Raw genomic sequence first — 19,932 nt, 5'->3', positions numbered from 1 at the left:
ACCCTCACGCAGTTGCGCTTCGCTTCGTTCGCTGTGATCAACTTACGGTGGGACTTGCACCCACTAGAGTGCGCCCATGCTGGGCGCACAAAAAAACGGGGCACAAGGCCCCGTTCAAACCCTCGCCGGTCCGGTACTGACGGTTGCCAACTGCACAACCCTCCGGACCGTCGATCACCGATGCTCGGATTTCGCAGGCCGGCTGCACGCGCCGGCCCTGATGCTTTTCAGATCAAGCCACCCTTAGTTGGTGGTCTTGGCACCGCCTTCGAACCACTGCCCCAGCAGGGCGCGCTCGTCGTCGGTGATCTGCGTCACGTTGCCCAGCGGCATCGCCTTCTGCTGCACGGCCTGTTGGTAGATCAGCTGGGCGTGGGCCTTGATGTCTTCCGCGGTATCGAGCTTGATGCCCTTGGCTGCGGTCGGCATCATCTTCGGCTGCTCGGCGTGGCACTGCACGCAGCGCGCGTTCATCACTTCCTGCACCTTGGCAAAGCTGACGGCGGCGGCGGCTTCACCACCTTCTGCCTTGGCCACGGCCGGGCGCGGTTGCGGCGCGATCATCACGGCGACCACGGCCAGCACGGCAACGCCGGCTGCGGGCCAGGCCACGTTGATCTTGCCCTTGTGCTTCAGGATGAAGAACTGGCGGATCAGCACACCGGCCAGCATGATCAGGATCAGCGCGGCCCAGTTGTACTTGTAGCTGTAGGTCATGCTGTAGTGGTTCGACAGCATCGCGAACAGCACCGGCAGCGTGAAATACGTGTTGTGCACGCTGCGCTGCTTGGCGTTCTTGCCATGAACCGGATCGACTGGCTGGCCTGCGCGCAGCGCGGCAACCACCTTGCGCTGGCCCGGGATGATCCACACCAGCACGTTGGCGCTCATGATGGTGGCGATCATCGCGCCGCTCAGCAGGAACGCCGCACGGCCCGAGAACAGGTGGCACGCCACGTAGGCAGCCACGGCCACGTAGATCGCCACCAGCACGCCTACGGTCTTGTCGCTCTTGCCGAACACGCGGCAGATCACGTCATAGACCACCCAGCCAGCGGCCAGGTAGGACAGTGCCAGGCCGACCGCCGCGCCAGGCGACATGTCGTAGACGTTCTTGTCGATCAGGAACGTGCTGGCGTTGAACAGGTAAAGCACCACCAGCAGGCCGAAGCCGGTCATCCACGTGGAATACGACTCCCAGTAGAACCAGTGCAGGTTCTCAGGAAGCGTCTTGGGCGCGGTCAGGTATTTCTGCGGGTTGTAGAAACCGCCGCCGTGGACGGCCCACAGCTCGCCGCCGACACCCTTCTCCTGCAGGTCAGGATCGGTGGGACGGGTCAGGCTGTTATCGAGCCAGACGAAATAGAACGAGGAGCCAATCCACGCGATCGCCGTGATGACGTGCACCCAGCGCAGCAGCAGATTGGCCCAGTCGAGAATGTAGCCTTCCATGTCTTGTCTCCTGTTTCCCTATGCCACCGCTTCAGCTGCCGCGGTAGGTCGAGTACGACCAGGGCGAAACCAGGAGGGGCACGTGGTAGTGCGCGTTGACATCGGCAATACCGAAGCGCAGGGGCACCACGTCCAGGAAAGCCGGCTCGGGCAGCTTCGTGCCTTGCGCGCGGAAGTAGTCACCCGCAGCGAATTCCAGCTCATACACGCCAACGGCGAAGTCCGCGCCTTCCAGCAGCGGCTGGTCGCAACGGCCGTCGTGGTTCGTCACGACTGTCTTCACGGTTTCGCGGCGATTGTCGACAATCTTATGAAGAGTAACCGACATGCCCTTGCCGGGCGTGCCGGCAGCGGTGTCGAGTACGTGTGTGGTCAAGCGTCCCATCGTGTTTTTCCTTAGGCGATTGGGTTGTGAGGGGCGCCGCTGCCTTCACTAGCACCATTTGTGGGAATGGTGCCCGCTCGGTACGTCTGGTAACGCATCCCGGCGCTGGGTGGTGCGTGGCGACAATGCGCCTGCACTACCCGGTTGGCAATTCAGGGATTTCCCTGAGTTGTCGAAAACCTGAGTCGGTTTTGTTGACAATATTGAAGCAGTAACCAAATAATTGTCAACAATTTTTGGATCACCGCTGCCTGATGTCCAGGATTTGCGGTGCCCCGCCTGACTGCTGGTGCCACGATGTCCAAGAGCCTGAAGCTGATTGCCGCCAACGCCGAAACCAAGGCCGACGCCGAGCTGACCGAAATCCAAGCGGGCAAGCCCGCCAAGCCCGCCAAGCCCGCACGCAAGGGCTCGGTCGAAGAGCGCATGTATCACGAGATCTACGACGCGATCATGGAGCACCGGCTGCCGCCGCGCACCAAGCTGACCGAGCATTCCCTTTGCGAGATCTATGCCACCGCGCGGCACACGGTGCGCAAGGTGCTGTCGCACCTGGCCGCCGACGGCATGGTCGATCTCGAACCCAACCGCGGCGCCTTTATCGCCAGCCCCTCCACCGACGAAGCGCACGACATGTTCGAGCTGCGCCAGATGCTGGAACGCGCGGTGCTGGAAAAGCTTGCCGGCATGCCCGACGTCAAGACCGTGATCGCGCCGCTGCGCCAGATGGTGGCCAGCGAGCGCCAGGCCTTCCTCACGCATGACCGGCCCAAATGGATCCGCCTGTCCGCCGAGTTCCATACGGCCCTGGCGGAACTGTCGGGCAACGCGCTGCTGGTCAACATGATGCGCCGGCTGGTGTCGCGCACCACGCTGATGATCGCCAGCGTGGAAGCCCCGGGCAACAACGCCTGCTCGTTCGATGAACACGAAGAGATCCTCGACGCACTCGAACAGGGCAATGCCGCGCTGGCCCAGTCGCGCATGGCGCACCACCTTGGCGCCTGCGCCGACCGCGTGCAGCCGGACGAGCCGGGCAACTTTGATCTTCGCAGCGTGCTAGGCCGCTCCACCTAGCACGGTGTTCCCGCCCCTGCCCCCAAATACAAGGCCAGACCCTGTCGGCAAACAGCACCCGGCTCACCAGCGAGAGTGCTGAGACGACAGGCAGATAACGGTCCGGAAACCTTCCGGGATCCAGGACCGGGGCCATGGCAGTGGTGTTCCCATCAAACCAAAGGAGAGGAGACGCACCCATGAATTCCGCAAGCACCACGGTCCCGACGGACCTCACCAACGAGCGTTTGCCTTCCGGGCGCCTGCTCGCGCTCGGGTTGCAGCACGTTCTGGTGATGTACGCCGGCACGGTTGCCGTGCCCCTGATCGTGGGTGGCGCGCTCAAGCTGCCCAAGGACCAGCTGGCGTTCCTGATCAATGCCGACCTGTTCGCCGCGGGCCTGGCCACGCTGATCCAGGCCTTTGGTTTCTGGAAGTTCGGCATCCGCCTGCCGGTGATGATGGGCGTGACCTTCGCCTCGGTGGCGCCGATGATCGCCATCGGCACCGATCCCAATGTCGGCCTGCTCGGCATCTATGGCGCGGTGATCGCGTCGGGGATATTCGGCATCCTGATTGCGCCGATGATGGGGCGCATGCTGGGGCTGTTCCCGCCGGTGGTGACCGGCACGGTGATCACGCTGATCGGCGTGTCGCTGATGCGCGTGGGCATCAACTGGGCGGCCGGCGGCCAGCCCACCACCCGCGCCGTGATCGACGGCGTGGTCAAGGAGGTGCCCAACCTCGCCTACGGCGACCTGGCCAACCTCGGCATTGCCGGCCTGACGCTGCTGATCATCCTGGTGCTGACCAAGTACGGCCGCGGCCTGGTGGCCAACTGCGCGGTGCTGCTGGGCATCATCGCCGGCACGCTGGTGGCAATGGCCATGGGCAAGGTGTCGTTCGAAGGCCTGGATGAAGCCAGCTTCGTCGCTGTCATCACGCCGCTGCACTTCGGCATGCCGACTTTCGAAGTGACCGCCATCCTGTCGATGTGCATCGTCATGCTGATCACGCTGGTGGAATCCACCGGCATGTTCCTGGCGCTGTCGGACATCACCGGCAAGAAGCTGAGCAACGAGGACCTGACCCGCGGCCTGCGCGCCGACGGCCTGGGCACCGTGATCGGTGGCGTCTTCAACACCTTCCCGTACACCTCGTTCTCGCAGAACGTGGGCCTGGTCACCGTGACCGGCGTGCGCTCGCGCTACGTGGCGGCGGCCGGCGGCATCATCCTGGTCGCGTTCGGCCTGTTCCCCAAGATGGCCCACGTGGTGGCCTCGGTGCCGCAGTTCGTGCTGGGCGGCGCCGGCATCGTGATGTTCGGCATGGTGGCCGCCACCGGCATCCGCATCCTGGGCTCGTGCGATTTCAACCGCAACCGCCACAACCTGTTCATCGTCGCCATCTCGATCGGCGCCGGCATGATCCCGACGCTGGCACCGACCTTCTTCCAGTACCTGCCGAAGTGGACCGGTCCGTTCACCCACAGCGGCATCGTGCTGGGCACGATCGTGGCCGTGGCGCTGAACCTGTTCTACAACGGCATCCAGTCGCGCGAAGAGGCCATGCGCAACGCCGCTGCCAACTCGCACGGCACGGAGTAACCGAAGCAACGGTATCGAAGTATCCGGCACCGCCGCCGGCACGACTGGCACGCACATTGCGTGATGGTCGGCGCTTGCGGGCGGCGCGGCGGTGCCGGGCGTTTTCCTGAAGCAAGCAAAGACACATGACAAAAGATAACTATCCACGCGATCTCATCGGATACGGTGCCCGGCCGCCGCACGCCCGCTGGCCGGGCGGCGCGCGCGTTGCGCTGCAGTTCGTCCTCAACTACGAAGAAGGCGGCGAAAACTGCGTGCTGCACGGCGACGCCGCCTCCGAGCAGTTCCTCTCCGAGATCGTCGGCGCCGCGGCCTACCCCGACCGCCACATGAGCATGGAGGGCATCTACGAATACGGCTCGCGCGCCGGCGTCTGGCGCCTGCTGCGCGAGTTCGAAAAGCGCAGCCTGCCGCTGACCATCTTCGGCGTATCGATGGCGCTGCAACGCCATCCGGAACTGACCCGCGCCTTTGTCGAACTGGGCCACGAGATCGCCTGCCACGGCTGGCGCTGGATCCACTACCAGGGCATCGATGAAGCCACCGAGCGCGAACATATGCGCATCGGCATGCAGATCATCAAGGACCTGACCGGCGAGCTGCCGCTGGGCTGGTACACCGGCCGCGACAGCCCCAACACGCGCCGCCTGGTGGTGGAGCACGGCGGCTTGCTGTACGACTCCGACTACTACGGCGACGACCTGCCCTTCTGGACCGAAGTCGAAGTCACCGGCGGCGAGAAGAAGCCGCACCTGGTGGTGCCGTACACGCTCGACTCCAACGACATGCGCTTTGCCACGCCGCAGGGCTTCAATACCGGCGAACAGTTCTTCCAGTACCTGAAGGATGCGTTCGACGTGCTGTATGAAGAAGGCGACCCCAGCGGCCAGGACAGCCCCAAGATGCTGTCGATCGGCATGCACTGCCGCCTGCTCGGCCGCCCGGGCCGCTTCCGCGCGCTGCAGCGCTTCCTCGACTATGTGCAGGGACACGACAAGGTGTGGATCTGCCGCCGTGTCGACATCGCCCGCCACTGGGCCGATACCCACCCCTACACCCCCCGGAACCAAGCATGAGCCAGAACTATTCCATCGCCCAACTCAACACCATGCCTGTCGCGGAGTTCGTGCAGGTGTTGGGCGGCATCTACGAACATTCGCCGTGGTTTGCCGAGACCGCTGCCGCGCAACGGCCCTTCGCCGAAGGCGCGGCGCTGGCGCTGGCACTGCGCAAGGCCGTCGATGAAGCCGGCGAGGCGGCCCAGCTCAAGCTGGTGCGCGCCCACCCGGAGCTGGCCGGCAAGGCCGCCGTGCGCGGCGAGCTGACCGCCGAATCCACGCGCGAGCAAAGCGGCGCCGGCCTGAACCTGTGCACGCCCGAAGAGTTCGACCGCCTGCAGTCGCTCAACGCGGCCTACAACCAGAAGTTCGGCTTCCCGTTCATCCTCGCCGTGCGCGGCTACGACCGCCACGGGATCATCGCGGAGTTCGCGCGCCGCCTTGAAAACACGCCGCAGCAAGAGTTGCAGACTTGCATCAACCAGATCCATCGCATTGCGCAGTTCCGGCTTGACGACTTAGTATCCGCCTGAGCCAAAAAGCGTCACCTGTATAACAAAAAACGCTGTACCCGATGCCGCCGGCACCCCATGCACCACCCATCACCGAGCCAAGCCAGGCGGCACGAATAAAAGCACCAAGACATTAGAAGAACCCGACAGGGACCCAGTACACAACGTTCCCAAGCAGGATCGATCAAACCACGGAGGTCTAACAATGCAGAAGCAGTACAAGCCGGCACTAAAGCTGGCGGCGGTAGCGGCTACCCTTTTTTCCGGCGCGGCCATGGCCCAGTCCAGCGTCACGCTGTACGGCCAGGCTGACATGTTCGTCGGCGGCGTCAAGAGCCCGGGTTCGGGCGAGCGCGCATGGGTGGCCAACTCGGGCGGTATGCAGACGTCCTACTGGGGCATCAAGGGCACCGAAGACCTGGGCGGCGGCACCAAGGCCATCTTCGACCTGAACGGGTTCTTCCGCACGGACAGCGGCAACAGCGGCCGCTTCAACGGCGACTCGATGTTCAGCCGCAATGCGTACGTCGGCCTGCAGAATGACAAGCTGGGTACGTTGAAGCTGGGCCGCAACACGACCCCGTACTTCATCTCGACCATCCTGTTCAACCCGCTGGTCGACTCGTACGTGTTCTCGCCGACCATCTTCCACACCTACTTCGGTGCCGCCAGCAATGGCGTGGCGGATCCGGGCATCATCGGCGACTCGGGCTGGAACAACTCGGTGCTGTACTCCACCCCGAACTTCGGCGGCCTGAGCGCGAACCTGATCTACTCGGCAGGCGAGAAGGCAGGTGCCGCGGGCCAGAACAAGTGGGGCGGCAACCTGATGTATTTCAACGGGCCGTTCGCCGCGACCGTCGCGTACCAGCAGGTCCGCTTCAACGCGGTTGCCGACGACCTGTCGGCCGCAGGCTTCAGCCGCCAGGACGCAGTCCTGGGCGGCATCACGTACGACTTCAACGTGGTCAAGCTGTTCGCCCAGGGCCAGTACATCAAGACCAAGGCCAGCACGGCCGCCAGCGGCGACATCAAGCACACCAACGGTCAGGTCGGGGCCTCGGTGCCGGTCGGTGCCGGCAACGTGCTGGCGTCCTACGCCTATGGCAAGACCGAGAACGCGATCGGTGACTTCAAGCGCAATACGTTTGCCGTCGCCTACGACTACAACCTGTCCAAGCGCACCGACGTCTACGCTGCCTACTACTACGACAAGATCACCGGCATCGAGCACGGCGATACCTTCGGCGTGGGCATGCGTCACAAGTTCTGATGACGTAACCGCCTCACCGGCAGTCCTGAGCCCGCCCTTCCGGCGGGCTTTTTCATTGCCGCGTTCGCATCACACCGCGCGGAAATCTGCCGCCGCAATGCTGCGCCGCGCCATCGCATGCCGTCAGGCAATACGGATCGAAAGCCGGCATTTCATAGGTGGATTCAATTGGAAGCCCTCCTTCACGCTTCCTAGATTGGTGATCCGGACCCTCAAAAACGACATTGAGAGAGGTGATACATGCGGCGATACCCGAAGACCCGTTCCGAACTGATGGCCATCCTGAACCAGTGCCTCGACAACAACCCCGAGTGCGGCGAATGCGAGCTGCACGCGGTGCGAATGCACCAGCCTGACCATACCGGATGCAACTGGAGCGCCGAGGTCGATTTCCCGCAAGAATCCGTCGACAACCTGGGCACGCAGCTCGCCGCGGCCAAGTCGATCATTGTCGTGATGCGCGAGCAGTACAACGTGCTGCAATAGCCACCGAACCCGCAGCGTGCCCTGCGCGCTTGCCGCGGGGCAGCATCAAAGAAAAAGCCGGATCATCAGACCCGGCTTTTTAATTGGCTCACGCCTGTCAGCGCATCAGCGCACCGCGTTGCTCTCCGCCACGGCGACGGCCGTCATGTTGACGATGCGGCGCGTAGTGGCCTGCGGGTTCAGGATGTGCACCGGCTTGGCCGCGCCCAGCAGGATCGGGCCCACCGTGACGCCCTGCCCGCCCGTGATCTTGAGCAGGTTGAAGGCGATATTGGCGGCGTCCAGCGTCGGCATCACCAGCAGGTTGGCGCTGCCGGCCAGCTTGGTCGACGGCAGGAAGTGGCGGCGCACGTCTTCGTCCAGGGCAGCGTCGCCCTGCATCTCGCCTTCCACTTCCAGGTGCGGTGCCACCTTGGCCAGGATCCCCGCAGCCTCGCGCATCTTGCGCGCCGACGGACGGGTAGAGGAACCGAACATCGAGTGCGACATCAGCGCGACCTTGGGAACGAGGCCGAAACGCGCGATTTCCTCAGCGGCCAGTTGCGTGATCGCGGCCAGTTCGTCGGCGGTGGGATCGTCGTTGACGAAGGTGTCGGTGATGAACAGCGTATGTTTTTCCAGCATCAGCGCGTTCATCGCAGCGAACACCTTGGCGCCCGGCGCCAGGCCGATCACGTCGCGCACGTGCTCGAGGTGTGCCTCGAAGCGGCCCACCGTGCCGCACAGCAGCGCATCGGCATCGCCCATGTGAATCAGCATGGCGCCGATCAGCGTGTTGGAGCGGCGCAGTGCCACCTTGGCCATGTCCGGCGTCACGCCGTCGCGGCCGCGCAGAGCCTGGTAGGCCTCGTGGTAGGCGCGATAGCGCGGGTCTTCTTCCGGATTGACCAGATCGAAGTCCACCCCGGCCTTGAGGCGCAGGCCGGCCTTCTCGATGCGCATCTGGATCACGTGCGGACGGCCGATCAGGGTGGGACGGGCCAGCCCTTCGTCCACCACGGTCTGCACGGCACGCAGCACGCGCTCTTCCTCGCCCTCGGCGTAGGCGACGCGCTTGGGCGCGGCCTTGGCGGCCGAGAACACCGGCTTCATGATCAGGCCGGTGTGATAGACATAGGTGGACAGCTGCTGGCGATACGCCTCGAGATCCTTGATCGGGCGCGTGGCCACGCCGGATTCTTCTGCGGCCTTGGCCACCGCCGGCGCGATCTTCTCGATCAGGCGCTGGTCGAACGGCGTCGGGATGATGTAGTCCGGGCCGAACTTCAGCTCACGGCCGCCGTAAGCGGCGGCAACGGCGTCGTTCAGCTCGGCCTCGGCCAGCTCGGCGATGGCCTTGACGCAGGCCAGCTTCATCGCTTCCGTGATCTTGGTCGCGCCGCAATCCAGTGCGCCGCGGAAGATGTACGGGAAGCACAGCACGTTGTTGACCTGGTTCGGGTAGTCCGAACGGCCGGTGGCGATGATGCAGTCCGGGCGCGCGGCCTTGGCCACTTCCGGGCGGATTTCCGGCTCGGGGTTGGCCAGCGCCAGGATGATGGGCTTGTCGGCCATGGTCTTGACCATCTCGGCGGTCAGCACGCCGGCGGTCGAGCAACCCAGGAAGACGTCGGCGCCGTTGACGATATCCGCCAGCGTGCGGGCCGACGTGTCCTGCGCGTAGCGGGCCTTGTTGGCCTCCATGCTGGCATCGCGGCCCACATAGATCACGCCCTTCGAGTCCACCACCGAGATGTTCTCGCGCGTCACGCCGAGGCTCACCATCGTATCGAGGCACGCAATCGCAGCCGCGCCGGCGCCCGATACGGCCATCTTCACCTTGGCAATGTCCTTGCCCACGATCTTCAGGCCGTTCAGCAGCGCCGCGGTCGAAATGATGGCGGTGCCGTGCTGGTCGTCGTGGAAGACGGGGATGTTCATGCGCTCGCGCAGCTTCTGCTCGATGTAGAAGCATTCCGGCGCCTTGATGTCTTCCAGGTTCACGCCGCCCAGCGTGGGCTCCAGCGCGGCGACGATCTCGACGATCTTGTCCGGGTCGCGCGCGTCGAGCTCGATGTCGAACACGTCGATGCCGGCGAACTTCTTGAACAGGCAGCCCTTGCCCTCCATCACCGGCTTGCCGGCCAGCGGGCCGATATCGCCCAGGCCCAGCACGGCGGTGCCGTTGGTGATCACGGCCACCAGGTTGGCGCGCGAGGTGTACTCGGCGGCGGTGGCGGGGTCCTTGGCGATTTCCTCGCAGGCATAGGCCACGCCCGGCGAGTAGGCCAGCGACAGGTCGCGCTGGTTGGACAGCGCCTTGGTCGCGGTTACCTGGATCTTTCCCTTGGTGGGGCTGCGGTGGTATTCCAGCGCAGCGAGGCGCAGTTGCGCTTCAGGACTGTTCGGGGCATGTTGCGGTGCATCACCGCTTTTCTTGCTGCTCATTGGCTCGTCCGGAAAATGGCCCGGACCGGAAGCGCCCCTCTCCCGCCAAGATCCGGCTCGGCCCCGATCGAGAAACCTCAGGATACGGGCCGGCAGCGAAGCACAACGCCTGGCAGCGAAACTGACGATTCCGGCAGACAGGCCGGAAAAATCGAGCAACCATTCTAGCCCACGTATCCGCGCAAAGTACCACCAGAGCCCGCCTGCAGGCCGATTTTTGGGTGGATTATTCCAGTTAAACAGCTTTTACCATTGGGTATGCAATGCAGGTGCAGACGCATGCCTCTGCATGCATCCGCACGCATCGCCTGGCCGGACCGGCGCGGCCGGGCCCCGGCCGCCCTACTTTGCGTTTTTCTCGACCTCCAGCGTCACCCGGCGCGGACGGCCGCTCTCGGCCGGGAAGTCGGTAAAGGCGCTGCGGATCAGATAGGGCATGACCGCCGGCAGGCTGCCGTTCTCGGTCTGGTTCTGCGCGGTGACCTGGTAGACCCGCTTGCCGCTGGCCGCATCCTTGAAATACACCCGCAGGCTGGAGAACGTCACCGGCACGTCGCGCACCACGGTCTGCGGCGGCCAGTAGCCCGGCCCCCATGGGCCCCACGGACCCCAGGGCCCGTACGGGCGGTAGTAGCCAGGCCCCCAGTACGGGCCCCACGGGCCGTACCACGGGTCCGGGTAGACGGTCTCGGCCACGCGCACGATGCCGGGCGCGGCATCGAAGTCCATGCTGACGCGATAGCGCGCCTGTTTCGCCGGCACCTGCTCGAAGCCGATCCCCGCCAGCGCCGTGGCCAGCCACTGCTCATAGGTCTGGCGGTCCAGCTGCGCCGCCTGCTCGGCGCTGCTCTCGAAGCTGTAGGTGCGCGGCGCCTCGTTCTGCCAGCCGGACTGGCGGAACGCCGTGACATCGGTCACCACCGTGCTGGCGCATCCCGACAGCAGCAGCGCCGCCAGCAACGCCATCGCCCCCCACCACCTGCGCTGCCCCGGCCACGGGCCCGCCGCTCCTGCATTGCCGACACCGCCTGCGCGCTGCCACATAGTGCTACCTCGCTTTCCTCTGAATATCCACGTGTCTCTGAGACCACGCCGCCGGCGCGGAATTCCCCGCAGCATGCCGATGCCGTGCTGCGCCGGGCCGCGCCCCGACCCCTTGGCTACAATGAGGACTTCAGCGCCATGCTTCGCTGCCGCGCGCATGGCCCGCCCCCTTTCCTAACGGTCTTCCGAAGACAGGATCTTTCCATGCTGCGCACCGACACGCCCGTTACCGTCTATCGCAAGGACTATACCCCGCCGCCGTTCGCCATCGACCACGCCGAGCTGGTGCTGGACCTCGATCCCCAGCGCACGGTGGTCACCAGCACGCTGCGCTTCGCGCGCCAGGCCGGCGCGCCCGACGCAGCGCTGGTGCTGGCCGGCGAGGAACTCGAACTGATCGGCGTCAGCCTGGACGGCAAGCCGGTCGCCAACGCGACCCAGGATGCCGGCACGCTGACCATCCCTGGCTTGCCGGCACAGGGCACGCTGGAGATCGCCACCGCGTGCCAGCCCGCGGCCAATACCACGCTGTCGGGCCTGTACGTGTCCAACGGCAACTTCTTCACTCAGTGCGAAGCCGAAGGCTTTCGCCGCATCACCTACTTCCTGGACCGCCCCGACGTGATGGCGACCTACCGCGTCACGCTGCGCGCCGACCGCGCCGCCTATCCAGTGCTGCTGTCCAACGGCAACCTGGTGGGCCAGCGCGAACTGCCCGACGGCCGCCACGAAGCCGTGTGGGAAGACCCGTTCCGCAAGCCGGCCTACCTGTTCGCGCTGGTCGCGGGCAAGCTCGAATGCATCGAGGAGCGGATCCAGTCCGCCTCCGGCAAGGACAAGCTGCTGCAGGTCTGGGTCGAGGCGCGCGACCTCGACAAGACCCGCCACGCCATGGATTCGCTGATCCATTCGATCCGCTGGGACGAGCACCGCTTCGGGCTGGAACTGGACCTGGACCGCTTCATGATCGTCGCCGTGGGCGACTTCAACATGGGTGCGATGGAGAACAAGGGCCTGAACATCTTCAACACCAAGTACGTGCTGGCCAACGCGCAGACCGCCACCGACACCGACTTCGCCAATATCGAGGCAGTGGTCGGCCATGAGTACTTCCACAACTGGACCGGCAACCGCGTGACCTGCCGCGACTGGTTCCAGCTTTCGCTCAAGGAAGGCCTGACGGTGTTCCGCGACCAGGAGTTCTCGGCCGACATGATGGGCTCCGAGTCCGGCCGCGCGGTCAAGCGCATCGAGGACGTGCGCGTGCTGCGCCAGGTGCAGTTCCCCGAGGACGCCGGCCCGATGGCGCACCCGGTGCGCCCCGACAGCTACGAAGAGATCAACAACTTCTACACCGTCACGGTTTACGAGAAAGGCGCCGAAGTCGTGCGCATGTACCAGACCCTGCTGGGCCGCGACGGCTTCCGCAAGGGCATGAACCTGTACTTCCAGCGCCATGACGGCCAGGCCGTCACCTGCGACGATTTCCGCGCGGCCATGGCCGACGCCAACGGCCGCGACCTGAGCCAGTTCGGCCTGTGGTACAGCCAGGCCGGCACCCCGGTGGTGACGGCGCGCACGGACTGGAACGGCGACGACGGCTGCCTGACGCTGACGCTGTCGCAGCGCTGCCCCAAGGTCGGCATCGAGACCCGCGCCGGCACGCCCGAGAAACAGCCCTTCCATATCCCGTTCGCACTCGGGCTGCTTGGCGCCGACGGCAAGGACCTGCCGCTACAACTGGAAGGCGAAAGCGCGCCCGGAGCGACCACGCGCGTGCTCGACTTCACGCAGGCCGAGCAGAGCTTCCGCTTCATCAACCTGCCGCGCGGCGCCAGTGCCCCGCTGCCGTCGCTGCTGCGCAACTTCTCGGCGCCGGTGATCGTCGATGCCGAATACACCGACGCGCAGCTGACCTTCCAGCTGTCGCACGACAGCGATGCCTTCAACCGCTGGGAAGCCGGGCAGCGCCTGGCCACGCGTGCACTGCTGCAGCTGGTGGCCGACGTCCAGGCCGGGCGCGAGCTCAAGTTCGATCCCGCGCTGGTGCAGGCCATGCGCGCCGTGCTGACCGACGACACGCTCAACCCCGCCTTCCGCGAACAGGCGCTGGTGCTGCCCGCCGAGGCCTACCTGGCCGAGCGCATGGGCGTGGCCGATCCCGCCGCCATCCACCGCGCCCGCCAGTTCATGCGCGAAGGCCTGGCGCGCGCACTGCAGGCCGACTGGCTGGCCGCCTACGAGGCCAACGCCACGCCGGGCCCTTACTCGCCCGACGCCACATCCGCCGCCAGGCGCGCACTGCGCAACCTTGCGCTCAGCTACCTGGCCGACAGCGGCGACGCCGCGATGCAGGCGCTGGCCGAGCAGCAGTACCAGAACGCCGACAGCATGACCGACCGCTTCGCCGCGCTGTCGGCGCTGGTCAACAGCTTCGCCCCCGGCCGCGAACACGCGCTGGCGGACTTCTACGAGCGCTTCGAGGACGACCCGCTGGTGATCGACAAATGGTTCTCGCTGCAAGGCATGCAGCGCGGTGAAGTCGGCCCGCACGCCGGCAAGCGCACCATCGACACCGTGTGCGCACTGATGGAGCACCCCGCCTTCAACCTGCGCAACCCCAACCGCGCGCGTTCGCTGATCTTCAGCTTCTGCTCCGGCAACCCGGCGCAGTTCCACGCCCAGGACGGCTCGGGCTACCGCTTCTGGGCCGACCAGGTGCTGGCGCTCGACGCCATCAACCCGCAAGTGGCCGCGCGCCTGGCGCGCGTGATGGACCGCTGGCAGAAGTACGAACTGGCGCTGCGCGACCGCATGCGCGCCGAACTGGAACGCGTCGCGGCCAGCAGCACGCTGTCGCGCGACGTGCGCGAGATCGTCGGCAAGGCGCTGGCCGCCTGAGCGGCGGGAACGACACAAGGAGGCCCGCCAACGCCCCCTTTGCCCGGCCCTGCGTGGTCTGGCATGTAGAATTGCGGCCATCCAAGGAGAACCAACCATGACTCGCATCAGCCTCACCCGCTACCTGGTCGAGGAGCAGCGCAAGCACAACACGATCCAGCCCGAACTGCGGCTGCTGATCGAAGTGGTCGCGCGCGCCTGCAAGGCCATTTCCAACGCCGTCAGCAAGGGCGCCCTCGCCGGCGTGCTGGGCTCGGCCGGCACCGGCAACGTGCAGGGCGAAACCCAGCAGAAGCTGGACGTGATTGCCAATGAAGTACTGCTCGACGCCAACGAATGGGGCGGCCACCTCGCCGCGATGGCGTCGGAAGAAATGGAATCGTTCTACGAGATTCCCAACCGCTACCCGAAGGGCGAATACCTGCTGCTGTTCGATCCGCTGGATGGCTCGTCGAACATTGACGTCAACGTCTCGATCGGCACCATCTTCTCGGTGCTGCACATGCCCAAGCCGGGCCAGACCGTGACCGAGGCCGACTTCATGCAGCCCGGCACCCACCAGGTCGCCGCCGGCTACGCCGTCTACGGCCCGCAGACCACCCTGGTGCTGACCGTGGGCAACGGCGTGCACATGTTCACGCTGGACCGCGAGGCCGGCAGCTTCGTGCTGACGCACTCCAACGTGACGATCCCGGACGACACCAAGGAATTCGCCATCAACATGTCGAACATGCGCCACTGGGCCCCGCCCGTGCGCCGCTATATCGACGAATGCCTGGCCGGCGAAGAAGGCCCGCGCGGCAAGAACTTCAACATGCGCTGGGTCGCCTCGATGGTCGCCGACGTGCACCGCATCCTGACCCGCGGCGGCGTCTTCATGTACCCGTGGGACAAGCGCGAGCCGGAAAAACCCGGCAAGCTGCGCCTGATGTACGAAGCCAACCCGATGGCCATGCTGGTCGAACAGGCCGGCGGCGCCGCCACCAACGGCCACCAGCGCATCATGGACGTGCAGCCCGAAAAACTGCACCAGCGCGTCTCCGTGATTCTGGGCTCCAAGAACGAAGTGGAACGCGTCACCCGCTACCACCTGGAAGCCGAAGGCAAGGCCTGATTCCGGCCACGCGGCAATAAGATGGGGCGCCCAGGTGGCGCCCCGTTTTCTTTTGGCCCCGGCCGGATGGCACGGGCGACACAAAAGGGGTTCACAAGGCGGAAAAACGCTGCTACTATTGCGGGCTGTTCCAGTTCACCGGAACATGTTGCCGAAGTAGCTCAGTCGGTAGAGCAGCTCATTCGTAATGAGAAGGTCGGGGGTTCGATTCCTCTCTTCGGCACCACAGAATTCCAGGGCATCGCCCACACAAACAAACCCGGACAGCGTCACGCTCTCCGGGTTTTTTGTTGCCTGTGATCCGGCAAAGTCGGCGGTAGCAGCTGGCGCCCCAGCCGTTGCGCCCACCAGTAGCGGAAGGGATGATCGAAGTCGGGATAAAGCACCGGCTGGCTGAAGCAGCCGGCACGCTTCATCAGGAGGTAGGCAGCAAGCATGGCCGCCCAAAAAACTAGCAGTTCCACGATAACGGCCACCCTTGGATTTCCAGGTGGCTGTTTTCATTATAGGTAGCCGTCTACCCCAGGGGGACGATGGCGCACCCCGTGCATACCCTAGTGCCCGATCCCTCAATACACATCCGGCACGATCATCTCCTTCGGCACCGGTTGCCGCACATAGTCCTCATGCCGTTCGCGCCCCGGCAGCACCACGCTGGGCGCCTCCACTTCCGCATAGGGGACCTGGCTCAGCAGGTGATGGATGCAGTTCAGCCGTGCGCGCTTCTTGTCGTCGGCCTGCACCACCCACCATGGCGCTTCGGCAATATGCGTGCGCTCGAGCATGGTTTCCTTGGCCTTGGTGTAGTCCTCCCAGCGGCGCTGCGATTCCAGGTCCATCGGGCTCAGCTTCCACTGCTTGAGCGGATCGTGGATGCGGCTGAGGAAGCGCAGGCGCTGTTCGTCGTGCGTGATCGAGAACCAGTACTTGATCACCTGGATGCCGGAGCGCACCAGCATCTTTTCGAACTCGGGCACGGAGCGGAAGAACTCTTCGTACTGGTCGTCGGAGCAGAAGCCCATCACGCGCTCGACGCCGGCGCGGTTGTACCAGCTGCGATCGAACAGCACGATCTCGCCGGCGGCGGGCAACTGCGCCACGTAGCGCTGGAAGTACCACTGGGTGCGTTCGCGGTCGTTGGGCGCGGGCAGCGCCGCCACGCGGCAGACGCGCGGGTTCAGGCGCTGCGTGATGCGCTTGATCACGCCGCCCTTGCCGGCAGCGTCGCGCCCCTCGAAGATGATGACGATCTTGTGCCCGGTGGCAGCCACCCAGCTCTGCAGCCGCACCAGTTCGCCCTGCAGGCGGAACAGCTCGCGGAAATAGTGCCGGCGGCTGTCCTGCTCGGCCTCGTCGTCCAGGTGCACCGGATCGCCGAAGGCCTCGCTGGCTTCGCGGTCGTCCAGTTCCAGTTCGATCTCTTCGTCGTAGTAGTCGGCCACCTCGTTGTGGATGCGCCGCACCAGTTCTGCTTCGCCCGGTCTCATCTGATCTGCTCTCCCTGTGGATACAACGCGGTCGCGGCGATGCTCGCATGCCAGTATTGCAGCCGCGTGAAAACGGGGCAGGCCACCCGCCCTGCCCCGCTTTCCTGCCTGTCCCTGCAGATTACGCCAGTTACGCCGCTGGATTGATGTTGTGGTTGTGGCGGAACAGGTTGTCCGGATCGTAGCGCCGCTTCACCTCGACCAGCCGGTCGTAGTTGGGCCCGTAAGCCGCGCCAATGCGGTCGGTTTCTTCCTGTGTCAGGAAGTTCACATAGACGCTGCCCAGCGCGTATGGCGTTGCCGCGCGGAACACTTCACGGGCCCAGCCGATGCACTTGTCGTCGTCAGCGGGCGCGTCCCAGCGCCCGTGCAGGTTCATGATGAAGTTGGCGTCGCGGCTGGCGTAGGCGGTGGCATCGGGCGCGACGCGGTTGGTCTGCCCGCCCATGGCGCCGATGAAGACCTCGCATTGCGGCGAGGGCAGTTTGCCGATCTGCTCGATCAGCATCGTGATCAGGCCGTCGTCCAGGCCGGCGAAGTTGTGCGATTTCCAGTAGTTGCGAGCGCCCGGCGTCAGCAATGGATCGAACGCCTGCTGCCATGCCGTAAGCGGCATGGGACCGACATGCTCTCCATAGGGCGTGCCGAGCTTGCGCAATGGCTCGACCAATTCCGGCCCCTTGTCCGGGGGGCCGATATAGCAGATCGCCAGTGCCGCGATCGGCTTGCCGTGCGCCTCGGGCGGCAGGAACGGCAGCGGCGGCGCCTGGCGCAGCACCACCCAGACGGTCAGCTCGTCCGGCATCGACTTGAACAGTTCACGGTAGGCCGGCAGCACCGCGGCGGCCTGTTCCAGCGGATAGACGATCAGGCCGCCATAGACCTCGGGGCCGACCGGGTGCAGCCGGAACTCGAACATCGTTACCACGCCAAAGTTGCCGCCGCCGCCGCGCAGCGCCCAGAACAGGTCGGCATTCTCGTCGGCGCTGGCGCGTACCAGCTTGCCGTCGGCAGTCACGACCTGTGCCGACACCAGGTTGTCGACGGTGGTGCCGAACTTGCGGCTGAGCCAGCCGAAGCCGCCGCCGAGCGTCAGCCCGGCCACGCCGGTGGTGGAGTTGATGCCCAGTGGCGTGGCGAGGCCAAAGGCCTGCGCCTCATGGTCGAAATCGCGCAGTGTGGCGCCAGGCTCCACATAGCCGCGTTGCGCGTGGGGATCGATCCGCACGGATTTCATCTGCGACAGGTCGAGCACCATGCCGTCTTCGCAGATCGCCAGCCCGCCGATATTGTGGCCGCCGCCGCGTATCGACAGCAGCACGCCATGGTCGCGCGCAAAGTTGACCGCGGCGATCACGTCGGCAGCGCCCGCAGCCTGCACGATCAGTGGCGGACGGCGGTCGATCATCGCGTTCCAGATGCGGCGCGCTTCGTCGTAGCCGCTGTCGTCTGGCTGCAGCAGGCGCCCGCGCAGCTGCGCCTTGAGTGCCTCAATGTGTTCCTGCGATGGCTGGGCCATGATGTGCCTCCCGATGCTGGTTGGAAACATCGGACGGCCCGCGGCGTTTGGGTGCAGGGAGATGGCCACGAGGACCGATGACTACATCATTAAAGGCACGCACCGGATGAATGTAAATGGGACTCTGGCCCCACGCGCACAATCTCCATGGCAAGTGCCGCAACGCGATCATGCCGCCCCGCCACCCTACCGGCCTATCATGAATGAACAGCCGGCACGGTCCCCACGCGCCGACCGGCTGCGCCATGAACACAGCCAGCCACCCTCCCCTGTTCCTGTGCGGCGACGTGATGACCGGGCGCGGCATCGACCAGATCCTGGCGCATCCCAGCCAACCGCTGCTGCATGAATCGTACGTGCATTCCGCGCTCGACTACGTGCACCTGGCCGAGCGCAAGGCCGGCCCGATCGCGCGCCCCGCCGCGCCGGAATACCCCTGGGGCGATGCCCTGGCAGAACTGGAAAGGCGCGCTGCGCGGCCGCGCATCGTCAACCTGGAAACCGCCATCACCACCAGCGACGATGCCTGGCCCGGCAAGGCGGTGCACTATCGCATGCATCCGGGCAATATCGCCTGCCTGCAGGCCGCCGGCATCGACTGCGCGGTGCTGGCCAACAACCATGTGATGGACTGGGGCCGCGCGGGCCTGACTGATACGGTGGCAGCGCTCGACGGGGCGCATATCGCACATGCCGGTGCCGGCCCCGACGAGGCGAGCGCGGCGCAAGCCGCACTGCTGCCACTGCCCGGCGGCGGCCGCGTGGTGGTGCTGGCCCTCGCCATGGAAAATGCCGGCACCCCCGCAGCCTGGCGCGCCAGCGCCGGGCATTCCGGCGTGAACCTGCTGGAAGACTGGTCCGTTACATCGCGCGAACGCATTGCCGCACAGGTGCGCAAGCTCAGGCGTGCCGGCGACGTCGTGGTGGTATCGATCCACTGGGGCCCGAACTGGGGCTACCATATCGACCCCGCGCAACGCGCCTTCGCCCGCGGGCTGGTGGAAAGCGGCGAAATCGACATCGTGCACGGGCATTCCTCGCATCATCCGCTCGGTATTGAGCTGCATGCCGGCAAGCCGATCCTGTATGGCTGCGGCGATTTCATCAACGACTACGAAGGCATCGGTGGCTACGACGCTTACCGGCCGGACCTGGCGCTGATGGCCTTCGTCAGCTTCGATGCCGGCGGCAGCGCCGACCTGCGGCTGGTGCCATTGCGGCGCAGCCATTTCCGGCTGGCCTATGCGCGCGAAGTGGATATGGCGTGGCTGCAGGCCATGTTTGAAGACGAGGGACGGGCACTCGGCACCCGGGTGGAGCGCAGCGGATTGCATGAACTGCGATTGTGGGCGGTATGAGCCTCAGCTCATGACAAAGCCCGCCGTTGCGGCGGGCTGCCCGAATGCCAATCGCCAGGCGTCAGTGGCGATGGATCATGTGGTCAAACCATGTGCGCACCGACTGCTCCTGCTGCTGCAGCAGCGTCGGGTTCTTTTCCCGCAACGTCCAGATGACAATTGCGGCACACGCAACAAGGGCGATAAGGACCAGCGCGGTAATCAAGGTGGCGGCCATAGCAACCTCCTTTGGATAATGGTTGCACCTACAGTG

General features: G+C 65.3%; 17 protein-coding genes and 1 tRNA gene. 10 read left to right on the top strand and 8 right to left on the bottom strand.

Going from position 1 to position 19,932, the window contains the following annotated elements; translation table 11 throughout:
* Positions 1–243: 243 nt before the first annotated feature.
* Positions 244–1,452: a urate hydroxylase PuuD gene (locus ACW4E8_RS36730; protein ID WP_456808981.1), complete on the bottom strand. Its 1,209-nt coding sequence runs from the start codon at positions 1,450–1,452 to the stop codon at positions 244–246.
* Positions 1,453–1,483: 31 nt separating this feature from the next.
* A complete protein-coding gene (gene uraH / locus ACW4E8_RS36725) occupies positions 1,484–1,837 on the bottom strand; it encodes a hydroxyisourate hydrolase (protein WP_456808980.1) in 354 nt (117 codons plus the stop codon).
* Between the two features lie 297 nt (positions 1,838–2,134).
* On the opposite strand from uraH, the gene ACW4E8_RS36720 reads away from it, so the two are divergent.
* From ACW4E8_RS36720 to ACW4E8_RS36695, 6 genes are all read left to right on the top strand, one after another.
* Complete coding sequence (locus tag ACW4E8_RS36720) at positions 2,135–2,914, top strand: GntR family transcriptional regulator (RefSeq protein WP_456808979.1); 780 nt, start codon at positions 2,135–2,137, stop codon at positions 2,912–2,914.
* Positions 2,915–3,093: 179 nt separating this feature from the next.
* Positions 3,094–4,500: a nucleobase:cation symporter-2 family protein gene (locus tag ACW4E8_RS36715; protein WP_456808978.1), complete on the top strand. Its 1,407-nt coding sequence runs from the start codon at positions 3,094–3,096 to the stop codon at positions 4,498–4,500.
* Positions 4,501–4,625: 125 nt separating this feature from the next.
* Positions 4,626–5,576 (top strand): allantoinase PuuE, encoded by a 951-nt coding sequence (gene puuE / locus ACW4E8_RS36710; protein ID WP_456808977.1) that lies wholly within the window; start codon positions 4,626–4,628, stop codon positions 5,574–5,576.
* Positions 5,573–6,091: a 2-oxo-4-hydroxy-4-carboxy-5-ureidoimidazoline decarboxylase gene (uraD, locus tag ACW4E8_RS36705; protein WP_456808976.1), complete on the top strand. Its 519-nt coding sequence runs from the start codon at positions 5,573–5,575 to the stop codon at positions 6,089–6,091. Before puuE ends, uraD begins: the two co-directional genes overlap by 4 nt.
* Positions 6,092–6,275: 184 nt before the next feature.
* The gene (locus ACW4E8_RS36700; protein WP_456808975.1) at positions 6,276–7,343 is read left to right on the top strand and encodes a porin; all 1,068 of its coding nucleotides are present in this window, start codon (positions 6,276–6,278) and stop codon (positions 7,341–7,343) included.
* 240 nt (positions 7,344–7,583) lie between these two features.
* The gene (locus ACW4E8_RS36695) at positions 7,584–7,829 is read left to right on the top strand and encodes a hypothetical protein (RefSeq protein ID WP_010809178.1); all 246 of its coding nucleotides are present in this window, start codon (positions 7,584–7,586) and stop codon (positions 7,827–7,829) included.
* Positions 7,830–7,934: 105 nt separating this feature from the next.
* Here ACW4E8_RS36695 and ACW4E8_RS36690 read toward each other — a convergent pair whose 3' ends face one another.
* Together ACW4E8_RS36690 and ACW4E8_RS36685 are read right to left on the bottom strand one after the other, a co-directional pair.
* A complete protein-coding gene (locus tag ACW4E8_RS36690) occupies positions 7,935–10,256 on the bottom strand; it encodes an NADP-dependent malic enzyme (protein WP_456808974.1) in 2,322 nt (773 codons plus the stop codon).
* A 342-nt stretch (positions 10,257–10,598) separates the two neighbouring features.
* Entirely contained in the window at positions 10,599–11,222 is a 624-nt protein-coding gene (locus tag ACW4E8_RS36685; RefSeq protein ID WP_456808984.1) for a DUF4136 domain-containing protein, read from the bottom strand.
* Between the two features lie 282 nt (positions 11,223–11,504).
* Between ACW4E8_RS36685 and pepN the strand changes: the two genes are divergently transcribed.
* The 3 genes from pepN to ACW4E8_RS36670 all read left to right on the top strand — a co-directional run bounded on the left by pepN (position 11,505) and on the right by ACW4E8_RS36670 (position 15,541).
* Positions 11,505–14,201: an aminopeptidase N gene (gene pepN / locus ACW4E8_RS36680; RefSeq protein ID WP_456808973.1), complete on the top strand. Its 2,697-nt coding sequence runs from the start codon at positions 11,505–11,507 to the stop codon at positions 14,199–14,201.
* A 97-nt stretch (positions 14,202–14,298) separates the two neighbouring features.
* The gene (locus ACW4E8_RS36675; RefSeq protein ID WP_456808972.1) at positions 14,299–15,315 is read left to right on the top strand and encodes a class 1 fructose-bisphosphatase; all 1,017 of its coding nucleotides are present in this window, start codon (positions 14,299–14,301) and stop codon (positions 15,313–15,315) included.
* Between the two features lie 150 nt (positions 15,316–15,465).
* Positions 15,466–15,541: transfer RNA gene (locus ACW4E8_RS36670), tRNA-Thr, on the top strand.
* 43 nt (positions 15,542–15,584) lie between these two features.
* Here ACW4E8_RS36670 and ACW4E8_RS36665 read toward each other — a convergent pair.
* From ACW4E8_RS36665 to ACW4E8_RS36655, 3 genes are all read right to left on the bottom strand, one after another.
* Positions 15,585–15,791, bottom strand: a complete 207-nt coding sequence (locus tag ACW4E8_RS36665) for a hypothetical protein (RefSeq protein ID WP_456808971.1) — start codon at positions 15,789–15,791, stop codon at positions 15,585–15,587.
* A 93-nt stretch (positions 15,792–15,884) separates the two neighbouring features.
* Positions 15,885–16,802: a polyphosphate kinase 2 gene (ppk2, locus tag ACW4E8_RS36660; protein WP_456808970.1), complete on the bottom strand. Its 918-nt coding sequence runs from the start codon at positions 16,800–16,802 to the stop codon at positions 15,885–15,887.
* Between the two features lie 130 nt (positions 16,803–16,932).
* Positions 16,933–18,321: an FAD-binding oxidoreductase gene (locus ACW4E8_RS36655; RefSeq protein ID WP_456808969.1), complete on the bottom strand. Its 1,389-nt coding sequence runs from the start codon at positions 18,319–18,321 to the stop codon at positions 16,933–16,935.
* 245 nt (positions 18,322–18,566) lie between these two features.
* Here ACW4E8_RS36655 and ACW4E8_RS36650 point away from each other — a divergent pair, with 245 nt between their 5' ends.
* Entirely contained in the window at positions 18,567–19,679 is a 1,113-nt protein-coding gene (locus tag ACW4E8_RS36650; RefSeq protein WP_456808968.1) for a CapA family protein, read from the top strand.
* A gap of 61 nt (positions 19,680–19,740) precedes the next feature.
* Here ACW4E8_RS36650 and ACW4E8_RS36645 read toward each other — a convergent pair whose 3' ends face one another.
* A complete protein-coding gene (locus ACW4E8_RS36645) occupies positions 19,741–19,896 on the bottom strand; it encodes a hypothetical protein (RefSeq protein WP_456808967.1) in 156 nt (51 codons plus the stop codon).
* Positions 19,897–19,932: the final 36 nt, after the last annotated feature.

It is taken from the genome of Cupriavidus sp. CP313 (assembly GCF_054072015.1).
The sequence above is the reverse complement of the archived record's forward strand: the minus strand, read 5'-3'. Positions and strand labels throughout refer to the sequence as shown.